The 14,808-nt window shown below is 59.2% G+C and carries 14 protein-coding genes; 4 read left to right on the top strand and 10 right to left on the bottom strand.

The annotated features are described in order from the left end of the window. Positions 1-7 precede the first annotated feature (7 nt). From AACV31_RS19560 to AACV31_RS19600, 9 genes are all read right to left on the bottom strand, one after another. Positions 8-790, bottom strand: a complete 783-nt coding sequence (locus AACV31_RS19560) for an SDR family NAD(P)-dependent oxidoreductase (protein ID WP_075197776.1) — start codon at positions 788-790, stop codon at positions 8-10. A gap of 12 nt (positions 791-802) precedes the next feature. After that, complete coding sequence (locus AACV31_RS19565; protein WP_075197775.1) at positions 803-1,708, bottom strand: dihydrodipicolinate synthase family protein; 906 nt, start codon at positions 1,706-1,708, stop codon at positions 803-805. Then, entirely contained in the window at positions 1,705-3,414 is a 1,710-nt protein-coding gene (gene ilvD, locus AACV31_RS19570; RefSeq protein ID WP_165155853.1) for a dihydroxy-acid dehydratase, read from the bottom strand. The genes AACV31_RS19565 and ilvD overlap by 4 nt, the downstream gene beginning before the upstream one ends. Before the next feature lie 21 nt (positions 3,415-3,435). Further along, positions 3,436-4,809 carry an MFS transporter gene (locus AACV31_RS19575; RefSeq protein ID WP_165155855.1) on the bottom strand — a complete coding sequence of 458 codons (1,374 nt, stop codon included), beginning with the start codon at positions 4,807-4,809 and terminating at the stop codon, positions 3,436-3,438. 24 nt (positions 4,810-4,833) lie between these two features. Further along, the gene (locus AACV31_RS19580) at positions 4,834-6,258 is read right to left on the bottom strand and encodes a sugar porter family MFS transporter (protein WP_165155857.1); all 1,425 of its coding nucleotides are present in this window, start codon (positions 6,256-6,258) and stop codon (positions 4,834-4,836) included. Between the two features lie 24 nt (positions 6,259-6,282). Further along, positions 6,283-7,146, bottom strand: a complete 864-nt coding sequence (locus AACV31_RS19585) for an SMP-30/gluconolactonase/LRE family protein (protein ID WP_255491290.1) — start codon at positions 7,144-7,146, stop codon at positions 6,283-6,285. Next, positions 7,146-7,796 (bottom strand): 2-dehydro-3-deoxy-6-phosphogalactonate aldolase, encoded by a 651-nt coding sequence (locus tag AACV31_RS19590; RefSeq protein WP_165155861.1) that lies wholly within the window; start codon positions 7,794-7,796, stop codon positions 7,146-7,148. The genes AACV31_RS19585 and AACV31_RS19590 overlap by 1 nt, the downstream gene beginning before the upstream one ends. Beyond that, a complete protein-coding gene (locus AACV31_RS19595; protein WP_165155863.1) occupies positions 7,793-8,695 on the bottom strand; it encodes a 2-dehydro-3-deoxygalactonokinase in 903 nt (300 codons plus the stop codon). Before AACV31_RS19595 ends, AACV31_RS19590 begins: the two co-directional genes overlap by 4 nt. A 105-nt stretch (positions 8,696-8,800) precedes the next feature. After that, positions 8,801-9,532, bottom strand: coding sequence for a FadR/GntR family transcriptional regulator (locus tag AACV31_RS19600; protein ID WP_075197768.1), 732 nt, complete (start codon positions 9,530-9,532; stop codon positions 8,801-8,803). A gap of 94 nt (positions 9,533-9,626) precedes the next feature. Between AACV31_RS19600 and rihC the strand changes: the two genes are divergently transcribed. Beyond that, complete coding sequence (rihC, locus tag AACV31_RS19605; protein ID WP_165155865.1) at positions 9,627-10,544, top strand: ribonucleoside hydrolase RihC; 918 nt, start codon at positions 9,627-9,629, stop codon at positions 10,542-10,544. On the opposite strand, the gene AACV31_RS19610 is transcribed toward rihC, so the two are convergent. Next, positions 10,541-11,437, bottom strand: coding sequence for a LysR family transcriptional regulator (locus tag AACV31_RS19610; protein WP_165155867.1), 897 nt, complete (start codon positions 11,435-11,437; stop codon positions 10,541-10,543). The two genes, rihC and AACV31_RS19610, sit on opposite strands and share 4 nt — an antisense overlap. 94 nt (positions 11,438-11,531) lie before the next feature. On the opposite strand from AACV31_RS19610, the gene AACV31_RS19615 reads away from it, so the two are divergent. The 3 genes from AACV31_RS19615 (at position 11,532) to carA (ending at position 14,791) form a co-directional block, all read left to right on the top strand. Further along, positions 11,532-12,164 (top strand): alanyl-tRNA editing protein, encoded by a 633-nt coding sequence (locus AACV31_RS19615; RefSeq protein ID WP_165155869.1) that lies wholly within the window; start codon positions 11,532-11,534, stop codon positions 12,162-12,164. Positions 12,165-12,354: 190 nt separating this feature from the next. Then, positions 12,355-13,176 (top strand): 4-hydroxy-tetrahydrodipicolinate reductase, encoded by an 822-nt coding sequence (gene dapB / locus AACV31_RS19620; protein WP_165155871.1) that lies wholly within the window; start codon positions 12,355-12,357, stop codon positions 13,174-13,176. 466 nt (positions 13,177-13,642) lie between these two features. After that, the gene (gene carA, locus AACV31_RS19625; protein WP_165155882.1) at positions 13,643-14,791 is read left to right on the top strand and encodes a glutamine-hydrolyzing carbamoyl-phosphate synthase small subunit; all 1,149 of its coding nucleotides are present in this window, start codon (positions 13,643-13,645) and stop codon (positions 14,789-14,791) included. Positions 14,792-14,808: the final 17 nt, after the last annotated feature.

Genomic DNA, 14,808 nt, shown 5'->3' on the forward strand with positions numbered 1-14,808 from the left:
TTTTCATTCAGGCCTCGTCTTCATCCTGCATCAGGGCGCTGCGTCCGCCGTCCATGACGATAGTCGTGCCCGCAATAAACCCGGCGCGCTCACTTGCCAGAAACAGACACAGCTCGCCAACTTCTTCAGGACGGCCAATGCGCCCGACCGGATGTTTACGTACCGTTTTTTCCCGCACACGTTGCGCATCCGGGTGGCTGTCAAACCACGCCTGGTTGCCAGCGGTGTCGATAAACCCCGGCGCGATGCCCACGGTGCGAACCTCCGGGCCCCATTCGATGGTGAGGCTCTGCACCAGCGAAAGCAGAGCGCGCTTGCTGATGTTGTAAGGCGCGCAGCCTGGCATTGTGGAAAACGCATGGTTAGAAGTGATGATTAACATCACCCCATGACTTTTTGTTAGCGGTTCACGCGCGCATTTCGCCAGAAACCAGTGCGAGCGCAGGTTGAGCTCAAGATTATGCGACCACGTTTCCAGGCTGCAATCGACCCCTGCGAACACATTTTTCCCGGCGTTCGACACCACGACGTCAATGCGTCCCGCCAGCGCCAGCGCCTCCTCAATAAACTGCCGGATGTGCCCGGTTTGCGTCACATCCACGGAAAAGTAAAAAAACTGCCCGGGCCAGGCCGCCAGCAATGCCTGAGCCTGCGGCGCGTTTTCAGTAGACGGGAGCGCGCAGCCGATCACCAGGTCGCCGTGCGCTAAAAAGGCACTGGCGATGGCGTGGCCGATCCCCTGACTGGCGCCGGTTACGATGACCACGCGCGGGGTCTGTTGTAATGTCATGGCGTTATTCCCTCACAAGGAAAATTCTTCGATAAGCCGGGCAATAGCCTGACGATCGGCCTGCGTCAGCGGCCAGCCTGGATGGCGGCAGTAGTCGCTCGCGATAATGCCCCGGCGGTACAGCAGCGTTTTTTCCGCCTGGATGATGTACTCACAATGGCTCATCCACTGCCGGATCCAGGGCAGGAGCCGCTGATGCAGCGCCTGCGCTTCGGCTTCCTCCCCCGCCTGCCAGTGGCGGTAAATCCGCACATAGACTTCGGTAAACGAACAGCCAGGCATTACGCCTCTGGCGCCAGCCTCCAGCATTTGCAGCATATACAGGCCCGCATAGCCATTGAGCACGCCCGCCTGCGGCGCGGCGGCGAGAAACGCCCGGGTATATTCCACCGGCGGGTTACATTCGATTTTGAACACCGCGTGCGGGTAGCGCGTCGCCACGGCCGCCAGCTGTTCCGGCGGGACAGACAATCCGGTTTCACCCGGCGCGTACTGCACCATCACCGGAATATCTACCGCTTCCAGCACCGCGAAAATATGTTCCTGGATAGCCTGCGGGCGAGGTTGCAGGAAGAATGGGGGCAGCAACATCAGCGCGTCAGCGCCCAGCGCCTGATACTTTCTGGCGCGTTTTACCGCCAGCTCGGTACTGTGATCGGTCACAGAGAGGGCGCGAAATAAAGGGCTGCCGGAGAGCGTATGGATAAACCTCTGCGCCAGCCGATCGCGCTCTGTGTCGCTGAGTTTGGGAAACTCGCTGGCGATGCCAAACAGCGTGACGCCATCCGCGCCGGTCGCGGCGAGATGCTCCAGTAAGCGAACAAAGCTGCGCTCGTCGATATCGCCGTTCGCGGTAAACGGCATCGCCACGATGGGATTTACGCCTGCGATACTGGCAGCGTCATAAGCGTTACTCATGCCTCATCCTCCCGGTCTGCCAGCACGGCGCCCTGCGCGGCGGGTAGCGCCCAGCGGCGATAGAGACGCAGGAAGCCGCGCGGGACTTCCTTATAGACCGGCTGCCACACGGCGCGGCGCAGGGCCAGCGTGTCGTCATCCACATGTAAAATCAGAAGGCGATCCGGAATATGGATGGAGATTTCATCGCCGTCTTTCACCAGGCCCAGCGCGCCGCCGTCGGTCGCTTCCGGCGAGATATGCCCGACAAACAGGCCGCGATTCGAGCCGGAGAAACGCCCGTCCGTGATCAGCGCGCAGTGGTCAGATAACCCCATGCCTTCCAGACATTTCATCGGTTTATACATTTCCGGCATCCCCGGCCCGCCTTTCGGCCCTTCGTAGCGCAACACCAGCACGCTGCCAGGCGGAATGCTGCCGGACATAATGGCCTCCACGGCCTCCTGTTCGCTGTTGAACACCACGGCCGGGCCACGGAAGATCATTAAATGCTCGGGAACGGCAGCGGGTTTCACTACGCAGCCCAGCGGCGACAGATTGCCGTGCAATACCGCCACGCCCGCCTCGTTACGCACCGGGATGGCTAAGGTATGAATAACGTCAGGGCGCGGGCTGCGAGGGCCTGCGGCAATGAGCTGCGCTTTGGTTTTCCCGGAAACCGTCAGGGCGGACGTCTTCATCAGCGAGGCGATCTCCCGCTCCACCGCCGGGACGCCGCCTGCCTCATGAAAATCGATCATGTCGTATTCCGATGCCGGATATAACGACGCCACCAGCGGCACCTGATGGCTGAGCGCGTCAAACGCCGCCAGCGGCAGATGGCCCAGACCGGCTTCATAGTGAATGGCCTGCAAATGCAAAATAGCGTTGGTTGAGCCGCCGGTCGCCAGCAGATAAACCATCGCATTGTGGATGGATTCCGGGGTGATTAGCTGGCGGGCATTCATGCCATGGGTGACCAGCTTCACGGCCTGACGCCCGGTTTCTGTCGCACAGGTACGGCGCTGCGCTGAAATCGCGGGTAGCGTACTGCTGCCCGGCAGGCTCATGCCTAATACTTCAGCGATGCAGCACATCGTGTTGGCGGTGCCGTACATGGTGCAGGAGCCGGGGCCGGGCTCTGCAATGTTTTCGATGTGGGCGAACTCGGCCTCGGTTATCTCTCCACGTTTCTTCCAGCCGATGGCTTCGGTGACGATATTGCCATCCCAGTGCTTGCCCTGGTATTGCGCCGGGTACATCGGCCCGCCGTTTACCATAATCGCCGGAATGTCCAGACGGGCGGCGGCCATCAGCATCGCCGGGACGATTTTGTCGCAGGAGCCGAGCAGCACCATGCCGTCAAAGCGATGGGCGCGCACCATGGTTTCAATCGAGGCGGCAATCACTTCCCGCGCGGCGAGAATGTAGCGCATGCCCAGATGCCCTTCAGCGATGCCGTCGCAGGGCGCGATAGTGCCAAACACCATCCCGACGCCGCCCGCTTCATCGATGCCCTGTAAAACGTTCGCCGTCAGCTCGTTCAGATTGACATGCCCGGCGGTGGCGTTGGTATAGCTGTTGACCACCGCAATGACCGGGCGGCGCAACTGTTCGTCCGTGTGGCCCATCGATTTATACAGCGCGCGTTTCAGCGCGCCGTTATCGCCTTCCAGTATCGGATTAAAATGGGTACTACAGTGGGCGCATCCTTCGTTACAGCTCATAGTCATCCTCTTTTACATCAGTTAGCGACGTGCCGTCGCATCGACAGAAGGGGCAGTGTCAGACTGCTCATCATGGGGGTCAGATGCCGCAAGGCGTTTTGTTGGGTTCGCCAGCCGCGCGGGCAGGGCAAGGATCAGCGGCGCGCACAGCAGCAGGAAGCCAGCCAGAATGTAGAGCCCCGTGTCGGTGCGGCCGGTGGCGTCTTTCAGCCAGCCCAGCACGGTCGGGCCGAAGAAACCGGCGAGGTTGCCGATGGAATTGACCAGCGCGATGCCTGCCGCGGCGGCGGTGCCGGACAGCATCGCGCCCGGCAAACTGATATAGGTGGGAATGAGCGCCAGCGTGCCGGACATCGCAAGGCAAATCCACGTCATCATCCAGAAGGTGGACGTGCTGCACCAGGCGCTCAGCGCAAGGCCAATGCCGCCGATGAGCGCCGGGACGGCGATATGCCAGCGGCGCTCCTGCTTCAGATCGGAGTGATGGCTGTTCCACACCATAAACACCGCGCCACACACATACGGCAACGCGGCGAGTAAGCCAATGTAGATATCGTTGCTGACGCCGGAGGTTTTAATGATCGACGGCAGCCAGAAATTAATGCCGTAATAACCGATGTTGAAGCTGAAAAAGATCAGCGCCAGCAGCCAGACATAGCCGTTGTTAAACATATCTTTCAGGCTGCGATCGGCTTTGCCGTGGCGGGCGCGCTCGCGGTTCAGCGCGTCTTTCGCCATATCGTCAATGACCACCTGTTTTTCGGTTTCGCTCAGCCAGCGTGCGGCTTTCACGTCATTATCGAGATAGCGCAACACCACAAACGCCAGCACAAAAGAGGGGATCGCCTCGACAAGAAACAGCCATTGCCAGTTATGCAGCCCTTCCACGCCCTCAAACAGCGTCAGAATTAGCCCCGACAGCGGACTGCCGATAATGGTTGAGAGCGGCGTGACCAGAATAAACAGCCCCAGCGTGCGGGCGGAGCGCCAGGAAGGGAACCACAGCGTCAGATAGAAGACGATGCCCGGAAAGAATCCGGCTTCGGCGACGCCCAGTAAAAAGCGCAGCACGTAAAACTGCGTCGGGGTGCTGATAAAAATCATCGCCGCCGACAGCACCGCCCAGGTCACCATAATGCGGGCTATCCAGAAACGCGGGCCGAAGCGCTGCATCAGCAGATTGCTCGGCAGCTCAAACAGAAAGTAACCGATAAAGAAAATCCCGGCGCCGAGGCCATAAACCGTGTCGCTGAAGTTCAGCGCATCTTGCATATGCAGTTTGGCGAAACCGACGTTGACGCGGTCAAGGTAGGCGAAGAAATAGCACAGGATCAGAAACGGGATGAGCCTGCGGGTTATTTTGCGATAGACCTTATCTTCAGATGTCAGGAGCATGTCATTAACCTCCAGGAGAGCAACTTAGCGCGCGGTCGCAGCGCGGGGAGCATCAGACGCAACAGGCTGGCCAATAAGGCGCAGCGGCGCGCCGTTCATCAGGTTGCGCTCGATGTCTTCCAGAGAGATATTTTTGGTTTCCGGCACAAACAGCAGCGTCAGAACAATGCACACGACATTGAGCAGGCCATACAGCCAGAAGGTGTTCGGACTACCGATAGTGTCGATAAGCGTCAGGAAAGAAGCGCCGATAATCATGTTGGCTATCCAGTTCGCCATCGTGGAACAGGTGACGCCGAAATCGCGCCCGGCCAGCGGCTGGATCTCCGAGCACAACACCCAGATAAGCGGACCGGCGCTCATGGCGAAACCCGTGATGAAAAGCAGCAGGATCAGCACCGCAAGGTATTGCCCGACGGCGCTGTGCAGCCCGCTGTAAAACATGAAGCCGAGAATGCCCATGCAAACCGCCATCACTGCGAACCCCAGTTTCAGGACAGGCTTGCGGCCCCAACGGTCCACAAGGCCAATCGCAATAAAGGTGGCGAGCACATTCGTCAGCCCGGCGATGACCGTGCCCCACATCTGCTGTCGGGTTGTGGCGAATCCGGCGATTTCAAAGATTTTCGGCGCGTAGTACATGATGACCGTCATGCCGGTGAACTGCTGCATAAACTGCAACAGAATGCCAAGGCCGGTGGAGCGGCGAAAATGGGCGTTGTGACGGAATAATTGCCAGCCGCGCTGTTTTATTTTTACGCTTTCACGGATCTGGTTTAGCTCGTGCTGCGCGTCTTTATCGCTGTTACGCAGCCGTTTAAGCACGCTCGCCGCCAGCGCATCACGGCGTTTCATCATCAGCCAGCGCGGGCTTTCCGGCAGCGTCAGCACGCCGATAAACAGCACCACTGCCGGAAAGGTGATAATGCCCAACATCCAGCGCCAGTGGCCGCCGCCGCTCAGGGCCGTATCAGAAACGAACGCGGCCAGAATGCCGATAGTGATCATCAGCTGATACAGCGAAATCATGCTGCCGCGAATACGTTCCGGCGCGATTTCAGAGAGATACAGCGGCGCCGTGAACGAGGCCACGCCGACCGCCAGACCCAGAATAAAGCGCGCTATCGCCAGCATTTGCATATTCCCTGCCGCCGCGCAGCCGAGCGAGCCGACGACAAACAGCGTGGCGCCGAGCAACAGGCTTCTGCGGCGGCCCAGCGAGGAGGACATCGGGCCGCTGCACAGCGCGCCCAGCGCCGCGCCGAACATCATGACGCTGACCACAATTTCCTGCTGGTGGCTGTTAAGGTCGAATGTTCGCGCGAGAAACGGTAGCGCGCCTGCGATAACGCCCATGTCGAGGCCAAACAGCAACCCGGCGAGCGCCGCGAGAAAGCAGACGGTAAACGCCTGCCGGTTCAAAATGTGAGAGTGTGTTGAAGTCGTCATAATCGGTCCCGTGTCAGAAAAGAATCACAGCCGAAAACGGTTTTCAGGCTGGCCGGTCAACGTTGTTTTTAGAATTAACAGTGCGCCATCAAGCGGGCCGGGATGCGCGAGGCCATCCCTGGCGGACGTGATGTAGAGATCGCTGAGCGTGTCGCCGCCAAAGGCGCAACTACTCGGTTGTCGTACCGGCAGCGTGAAGGACTCTTCTTCCCGCATCGTCCCGGCGCGCAGGGCGTGACAAACCAGTTTTCCCGCGCCCCAGCGGGCATTAATCAGATGTCCATCCATGCTCAGAGCGGAGCCGTCGGCAATGCCCTCGACCTTATATTCCTGAAGAAGAGTGAATTCAGGCGGCCTGAACGCGGCGCGGTAAAAACGGTGACGCAGCGAATCGGCAAACCACTGCGCGTCTTCATACCAGACCATGGTATTGGGCACCCACTGGCGCGCCAGCAGAAGCTGAGGCGCGGTAGCGCCGGGCTCCAGGCGGTACCAGCGGCCGATGGCCTGCGCTGCCTGCGGCTCCATCGTGCTGAACCACAGCGCGCCGTCGGGCGCGATAGCCGCGTCGTTCGGCCGGGTGTGGGTTTCGCTTTCCGGCCACGGCAGAAGGGGCGACATGCGCGCCCGGGCGTAGTCATACACCCCTATGCCCGTCTGGCTGACGACCAGAAAATGGTCGCTCCGGGTCGTCAGTAATACCGCGCTGGTGAAGCGGGGCATATCGCGAATCGTGAGGCGCTGCGTTGACGGCCAGTAGCGCAGCAGTTTGCCTGCCAGAATATCGACCCACAGCAGCGAGGCGCTGCGATCGCACCACACCGGGGTTTCGCCGAGCCGGGCGCGCCAGGCGCCAATGGAGGCGGGATCGCCGAGAAAATACGTCATCACGCGTCTGCCAGGGTGCGCCAGGCCTGCCGGAACGCGCCAGCGCGCAGGCGTAAATCGTGCAGGCTCATCCCGGCCTGATACAGCGCGCCCCCAAGCCCGAAGCCATCCGCGCCAGCCCGGCGATAAGCGCCCATCTGCGTCGGATCAGGCTGAATGCCGCCTACCGGTAAACAGACGAGGTGTGGCGGCAGTACCGCGCGCAGGGCTTTCACGATGGCCGGGGTAATCTGTTCTGCCGGAAAGAGTTTCAGCGCGCTGGCGCCTGCGCCGATAGCGCTAAAGGCTTCGGTGGGCGTTATCACGCCGGGAAGGCTTATCAGCCCCCGCTCGCGGGTGCGGCGAATCACCGCCGGGCAGCTGTCGGGAGAGACGATAAGCTGTCCGCCGCATCTCGCCACGTGGTCGACCTGTTCCGGCGTCAGGACCGTCCCTGCGCCGACTCTGGCGCTATCGCCCACCGCCTCACGCATCAGCCTGATGGACGTCAGCGCCGAAGGACTGTTAAGCGGAACCTCAAGCCAGTGAAAACCCGCGTTAACCAGAATGTCTGCCGCGGGCTGCGCGTCGGCGGGCGTGATCCCGCGCAGAATGGCGATAAGCGGCAGCGTCTCCCGCTGCCAGCAGGTATAAAAGTCAGTCGGTGTCATGGATGAGTGTCCCGAAGCAGGGCGCGGATGGCGGCCATACCGCGAAGGAAGCAGGCGTCGCCGTCTGCGGCATGTAACGTCAGATGAAACGCCGGAGCGGCAAGCTGGTAGCGGGCCGTGAGCGAAGGGGAGCCCACAACCCAGATATCGTCGGTGCCAGGCATCGCGGCCAGCTCATACCCAATCAGCAGGCCGGAAAGATAGCTATGGACATGCTCCGGGGCGATGTCGCCTGCCAGCCGTCGCGTGCGGGCAGAAAAAATCAGATGACTGAATGGCGCGCTCTGCTCAGCGCTTTCCACCCCCGCGAGAAAGCTAAGGCGATCCTCATGCTGCGGCGGCAGATCGCGCCCGAGCAGCGAGTGCTCACTCAGCACTGAAAACAGTTCGCCGGTCATAAACGTTGAGAAATGAGTAATGGCGCCCTGACGCATAAAAACATGCTTACTGTGCGTGCCGGGCAGAATGACCGCATGGCGCGCCGCGGGATGCAGCGCATTAAGCCCCATCAACTGCACTTCTTCCCCCCGCATCACGTCAGGCAGGCCGAATGCGCTGACGCAACTGACGCCGGGGATAATCCATGTCGCACCGCCCCACGGCGTGACGAGCGGGAACGCCTTCGCCGCCAGCGACGCGGTACTGGCAGGCGTGGCGACATACGGCACTTCCTGCCAGCCCTGACGCGAGCCCACCATGCCAGCCATCAGAACCGGCAACGCGCCATAATCCTGAAGCCATTGCGCCAGGTGGCGTAGCGACGTGGTGGCAAAGGCGTTTTTCTCTACGGACAATAAACCGCAGTCGTGAAAGGACCTGGCAATAACATTCTGCTTATCAAGGAGAAAGGCGCGAAAGTTGGTCGTGCCCCAGTCGATGGCGATCCAGTATCTGCTCATAATGTAGTACAAACTCTATAATCTTGTAATACAAGAAGGATGGAGCAAAAAATAACCACAATCTGTGAGGGGGATCGGAATTACGTCAGAAGAGGATCGAAGAAATCAGAGAATGCGATCGACGAAAGCGGGGCGTTCCTGCCAGATGCTTTTCCCGGCGGCATTTAGCAGGATAGTGCGCATGCAGGCCCTGGCGTCATCGACCTGTCGCAGACGAATGGCTTCAAACAGGCGGAAGTGTTCATCAATGGCCGTGTGGGTGAGTCGCACATCGGCTTCCAGCGTCTGGCGAAAGGAGAGCATCATCGCGGCGCTCAACGCATTGCCAAGCGCGAGCAAAAACGGGTTGTGCGTTGCACGCAGCAGCGCCTGGTGAAAAGCCATATCCCCGGCTTCAAAAGCCGCTTTTTCTGCTTCCGTTTGCCCACGGCGCATCAACTCCAGCGCATCTTCCATGGCAGCCAGATCGTGCGCGTCGGCGTTAATCGCCGCCAGGGCCGCCACGCTGGGTTCAAAAATAAGGCGCGTGAGCATTAACTGTTCAACCAGTTGTGCATCCACTTTGCCTTCGGCGAGCCAGCCCAGCACGTCAAGGTCAAGCAGGCTCCACTGCTCCCGGGCGTTAACCGTGCTGCGTTTTTTAGCCTGAATAGCGATAAGCCCTTTGGCCGCAAGCGTCGCCAGCGCATTACGGATAGAAGTACGGGAAACGTTATATTCGGCCGCCAGCTCGTTTTCGCCGGGTAATGACAGACCCGCCGCCAGCTCGCCCCGCATAATGCGCCCGGCAAGATGCCGGGTGACGGATTCAGAAACACTGGCCTGCACAACTTTCATGACAATTCCCGGCTAAATTTGAAGACGATGATGTGTTACATAGTAAGCCAACCACGAGCGAAATAGCTAACAAACGCATAAGGGAGAATCACTTATGGAAGCCATTCCCATCCTTCTCGACACCGATCCTGGCATTGACGACGCCGTGGCTATCGCCGCCGCGCTGTTTTCGCCCGCGCTGGATTTACAGCTCATCACCACTGTCGCAGGGAATGTGTCCGTGGAGAAAACCACCCGCAACGCGCTGCAACTGTTGCATTTCTGGAACGCTGACGTGCCGGTGGCGCAGGGCGCCGCCACGCCGCTGGCGCGCCCGCTGCGCGATGCCGCGTCGGTGCACGGCGAATCGGGAATGGAAGGCTACACGTTTGTCGAACATGACCGGCTGACGCTCGACGTTCCGGCGTTTCAGGCCATTTACGAACGCCTGATGACCGCCACGGAGCCGCTGACGCTCGTCACCATCGGGCCGCTGACCAATATCGCGCTGCTGCTGACGCACTACCCGGCGTGTAAAGCGAAAATCAAACGGCTGATGATGATGGGCGGCTCTTCAGGGCGCGGCAACTTTACCCCCAACGCCGAGTTTAATATCGCCATCGATCCGGAAGCCGCCGCGCGGGTGTTTGACAGCGGCATTGAGATAGTGATGTGCGGGCTGGATGTCACCAACCAGGCGGTGCTCACGCCGGATTATCTCGCCGCGCTGCCCAAGCTTAACCGCACCGGGAAAATGCTGCACGCGCTCTTCAGCCACTACCGCAGCGGCAGCATGACGACGGGCCTGCGTATGCACGATCTCTGCGCCATCGCCTGGCTGGTTAAGCCTGAACTGTTCACGCTCAGGCCCTGTTTCGTGGCGGTAGAGACGCGCGGCGACTACACGGCGGGCGCCACGGTGGTGGATATTGAAGGAAAGTTAAACCGTCCGGCGAATGCGCAGGTTGCGCTCGGTATCGATGTGGCCGCGTTTCGCGAATGGGTCGCGCAGACGCTCATGCTGGCCCCTTAGCAGAGCTTTTCCGTCAGGTAGTCGATGAGCGCCCGGATTTTGGGAGGCATATGGCGGCTTGTCGACCACAGCAGCCAGAGCTTGCCGGAATAGCTGCTGATAAATTCCCACTCCGGCAACACCTGAACAATCTCGCCTGCCGCCAGCGCGTCGCTGGCGGTAAAGCGCGGCAGGCTGCCGATGCCCAGATGGCGCTTTACGGCGTCGAGACGCACGCCGGTATGGTTAGCGGCGTATCGCCCGTGCGTCTGCACCACCACGCTTTTCCCGTCGCGACGAAACTTCCAGCGCGCATCCGCCGCCGTTTCGCCAAGGCTGATGCAGCTGTGCTGGCGTAATGCCTGCGGCGTTTCCGGCGTGCCGTGGCGCGCCAGATAGTCCGGCGTGGCGCACAACAGATGGTCTATCTGCATCAGCGGTTTACCGTATAGCCCAGGGGAGGGGGAATCGGTAATGCGTAGCGCCAGATCCACCTCGTCATCAATCAGATCCATATACCGGTCTTCCAGGCGCAGACAGATATCCACTTCCGGGTAGCGCGCCAGAAACGCTTCCATCAACGGATGGATCACAAAGCGGCCTACCGCTTTCGGCACGCCGAGCGTGACGCGCCCCTGCGGCGCCTGTGAGGCGGTACCGCCCTGAGCCATCACGTCACGGGCGGCGTCCATCATGCTGGCGGCGCGCTGAAACACGCCGCTGCCTGCCTCGCTGAGGCGCAATTTGCGCGTGGTGCGAACCAGCAGCTTGCAGCCCAGCTCGCGCTCCAGGCGGGAGACGCTGCGGCTGACGGAAGAGGGTGTGCTGCCGAGCTTGCGCGCGGCGGCGGAGAAGCTGCCGGACTCCACCACCTGAACAAAAACCGCGATATCGGGCAGAAGGGCTAAATTCATATTTGTGCGCCTGGTGCAAAGGTTCGTTGTCGCCGCGCAGGATTATCGCTGCGGAAATAATAAATATACTGTGTGGTGAACCGGGAGGACAACGATGACACACAGAGAGTACTACCTGAGCGACGCGCTACAGGGCGAAGCGAACGTGTTGCGCTGCGAGCAAAACGCGCAGGGCGATTATGAAGTGGAGCTGGATACGACGCTGTTTCACCCGCAGGGCGGCGGACAGCCCTCTGACAGCGGCACGATAAACGCCGCGCCGGTGCTGCGCGTGGAAAACCGCGGCGAGACGGTCATTCATCTGCTGGCGCAGCCGGTAGCAACAGGCCCCGCCACGCTTGTGGTTGATGATGTGCTGCGCAAGCGTCATACCCGCTGGCACTCTGCGGGCCATCTGATTGGTTATGCGGGCGAGCAGCTCGGCTGGCAGCCGGTGAAAGCGCACCACTGGCCCGGCGAAGGGAAAATTACGTTTGCCCCGGCGCAGGCTTCAGACGCGCCTGACGCCGACGCGTTAAGCGAGACAATCGCCGCCTGGATCGCCGCCGATCTGCCGCGCTATGTTGATTTCGTTGACGGGCGGCGGCAGGTGCGCTTCGGCGAACTGCCCGTTTACGGCTGCGGGGGGACGCATGTGGCATCGTTGTCGCAGGTCGGCGAGGTGACGCTTACCAGCATTAAAGTGAAAAAAGGCCAGTTGCTGGTGGCTTATCAGCTGGCGGATTAAGTGTCGCGGCAGGCGGCGCGCCTGCCGTATTACCCCGCTATAACCATAAAAATATCAGGTGATCCACGCCTTTTACTGATATCCCCGCCGTTTTGTCATAAATTTCTAATTATCCATGTTTTCAGCTGGCAGCCTGCGGGCTGGCTGGTTAACCTAAGAACGATTTCTAAGCAATCTGAAGAGTATAACTATGCAAGAAGCACAGGTCCGCGTCGCGATCGCGGGGGCGAATGGCCGTATGGGACGGCAGTTAATTCAGGCGGCGCTCGCGATGGACGGCGTGGCGCTGGGCGCCGCGCTGGTGCGCGAAGGTTCCTCGCTGCTGGGCGCGGATGCGGGCGAACTGGCGGGCGCAGGCGCGACCGGCGTAACCCTCCAGAGCAGCCTTGAGGCGGTGAAAGATGACTTTGACGTACTTATCGATTTTACGCGTCCTGAAGGCACCTTAGCGTACCTGGCGTTCTGCCGCGCGCACGGTAAAGGCATGGTTATCGGCACGACCGGGTTTGACGATGCCGGCAAAGCGGCCATCCGTGAAGCCGCCGCGGCGATCCCTGTGGTCTTTGCCGCCAACTTTAGCGTCGGGGTGAATGTGATGCTGAAACTGCTCGAAAAAACCGCGCAGGTCATGGGCGATTACACCGATATCGAAATTATTGAAGCGCATCACCGTCATAAAGTAGATGCGCCTTCCGGCACGGCGCTCGCGATGGGCGAGGCGATTGCCGGTGCCCTGAATAAAGATCTGCAAAGCTGCGCGGTCTATGCGCGTGAAGGCCACACAGGCGAGCGCGTGCCCGGCACCATTGGCTTTGCTACGGTACGCGCGGGCGATATCGTCGGTGAACACACCGCCATGTTCACCGACATCGGCGAGCGCATCGAAATCACGCACAAAGCGTCGAGCCGGATGACGTTTGCGAATGGCGCAATTCGGTCTGCTTTATGGTTAAAAGGGCGAGAAACCGGGCTTTATGATATGCGTGATGTGCTTAATTTGAATGAGTTATGATTTTTATTACCCATCGTGATGTGGTTATTACAATCATAAGTTTCTGATTGGAAGGGCAATAATTTATTGCCCTTTTTTATTTATTTGTTTTTACTGATTTTGAATGTCAATCTTATTTAAAGTGCCAAAATACAGGCTTTTTTAGCATTTTTACGTTAACGGTTTGTGAATTTTGACCGTTTGGTCCGTTTTAAAAGCTGTGTTATGATTCGTTTTTACTTTTCTCGGTGAGCAACCGTTTTCTGCGCTTCGTTTTCTTTGGTTTTTACCCGTCATTTCTTCTCTTTTCATCAAAGCCCTCAAAAAAACAATAAAAAGTGCGTTTTAAGGTAGACTTCCCTGTGGGTTCTCTCTAGAATGCCGCCGTTTGCCAAAAATTCGCTGTTCAGGCGTTTTTGCGTTGATTTAGCCATACTGGTTGAATTAATATGCAAATAAATTGACTGTTTATTCCCTGGAGGACGTTTTGATTAAGTCAGCGCTGTTGGTTCTGGAAGACGGAACCCAATTCTACGGTCGGGCCATCGGGGCAACAGGTACGGCAGTAGGGGAAGTCGTTTTCAATACTTCAATGACCGGTTATCAAGAAATCCTCACTGATCCTTCCTACTCCCGCCAGATTGTCACTCTCACTTATCCTCATATTGGTAATGTCGGCACCAACGATGCTGACGCTGAATCCTCCCAGGTACATGCTCAGGGCCTTGTGATCCGCGATTTACCGCTGATTGCCAGCAACTACCGCAACACCGAGGATCTCTCTTCTTACCTGAAGCGCCATAACATCGTGGCGATTGCCGATATCGATACCCGCAAGCTGACGCGTCTGCTGCGTGAGAAGGGCGCTCAGAACGGTTGCATCATCGCAGGGGATAATGTCGATGCCGCGCTGGCGCTGGAAAAAGCGAAAGCCTTCCCGGGCCTGAACGGCATGGATCTGGCGAAAGAAGTGACCACCACCGAAGCCTACAGCTGGACGCAGGGCAGCTGGACGCTTTCAGGCGAACTGCCGGAAGCGAAAAAAGAAGAAGAGCTGCCTTACCACGTGGTGGCGTATGACTACGGCGTGAAGCGCAACATCCTGCGCATGCTGGTGGACAGAGGCTGCCGCCTGACGGTTGTTCCGGCGCAAACCTCCGCCGAAGACGTCCTGAAAATGAACCCGGACGGCGTGTTCCTCTCCAACGGCCCAGGCGACCCGGCGCCGTGCGACTACGCCATCGACGCTATCCAGAAATTCCTTAAAACCGACGTGCCGGTCTTCGGCATCTGTCTCGGCCACCAACTGCTGGCGCTCGCGAGCGGCGCGAAAACCGTGAAGATGAAGTTCGGCCACCACGGCGGCAACCACCCGGTGAAAGATATCGACAACAACCGCGTGATGATTACCGCCCAGAACCACGGTTTTGCGGTGGATGAAGCGACCATGCCGTCAACGCTGCGCGTGACCCATAAATCCCTGTTCGATAACACGCTCCAGGGGATTCACCGCACCGATAAACCGGCTTTCAGCTTCCAGGGGCACCCTGAAGCGAGCCCCGGCCCGCATGACGCCGCGCCGCTGTTTGACCACTTTATCGAATTAATTGAGCAGTATCGTAAGACCGCCAAATAATCGGGAGAAAGAGAGCA

Source organism: Cronobacter sp. EKM101R, from assembly GCF_963888145.1.
In the GTDB taxonomy this organism is placed as follows: domain Bacteria; phylum Pseudomonadota; class Gammaproteobacteria; order Enterobacterales; family Enterobacteriaceae; genus Cronobacter; species Cronobacter turicensis.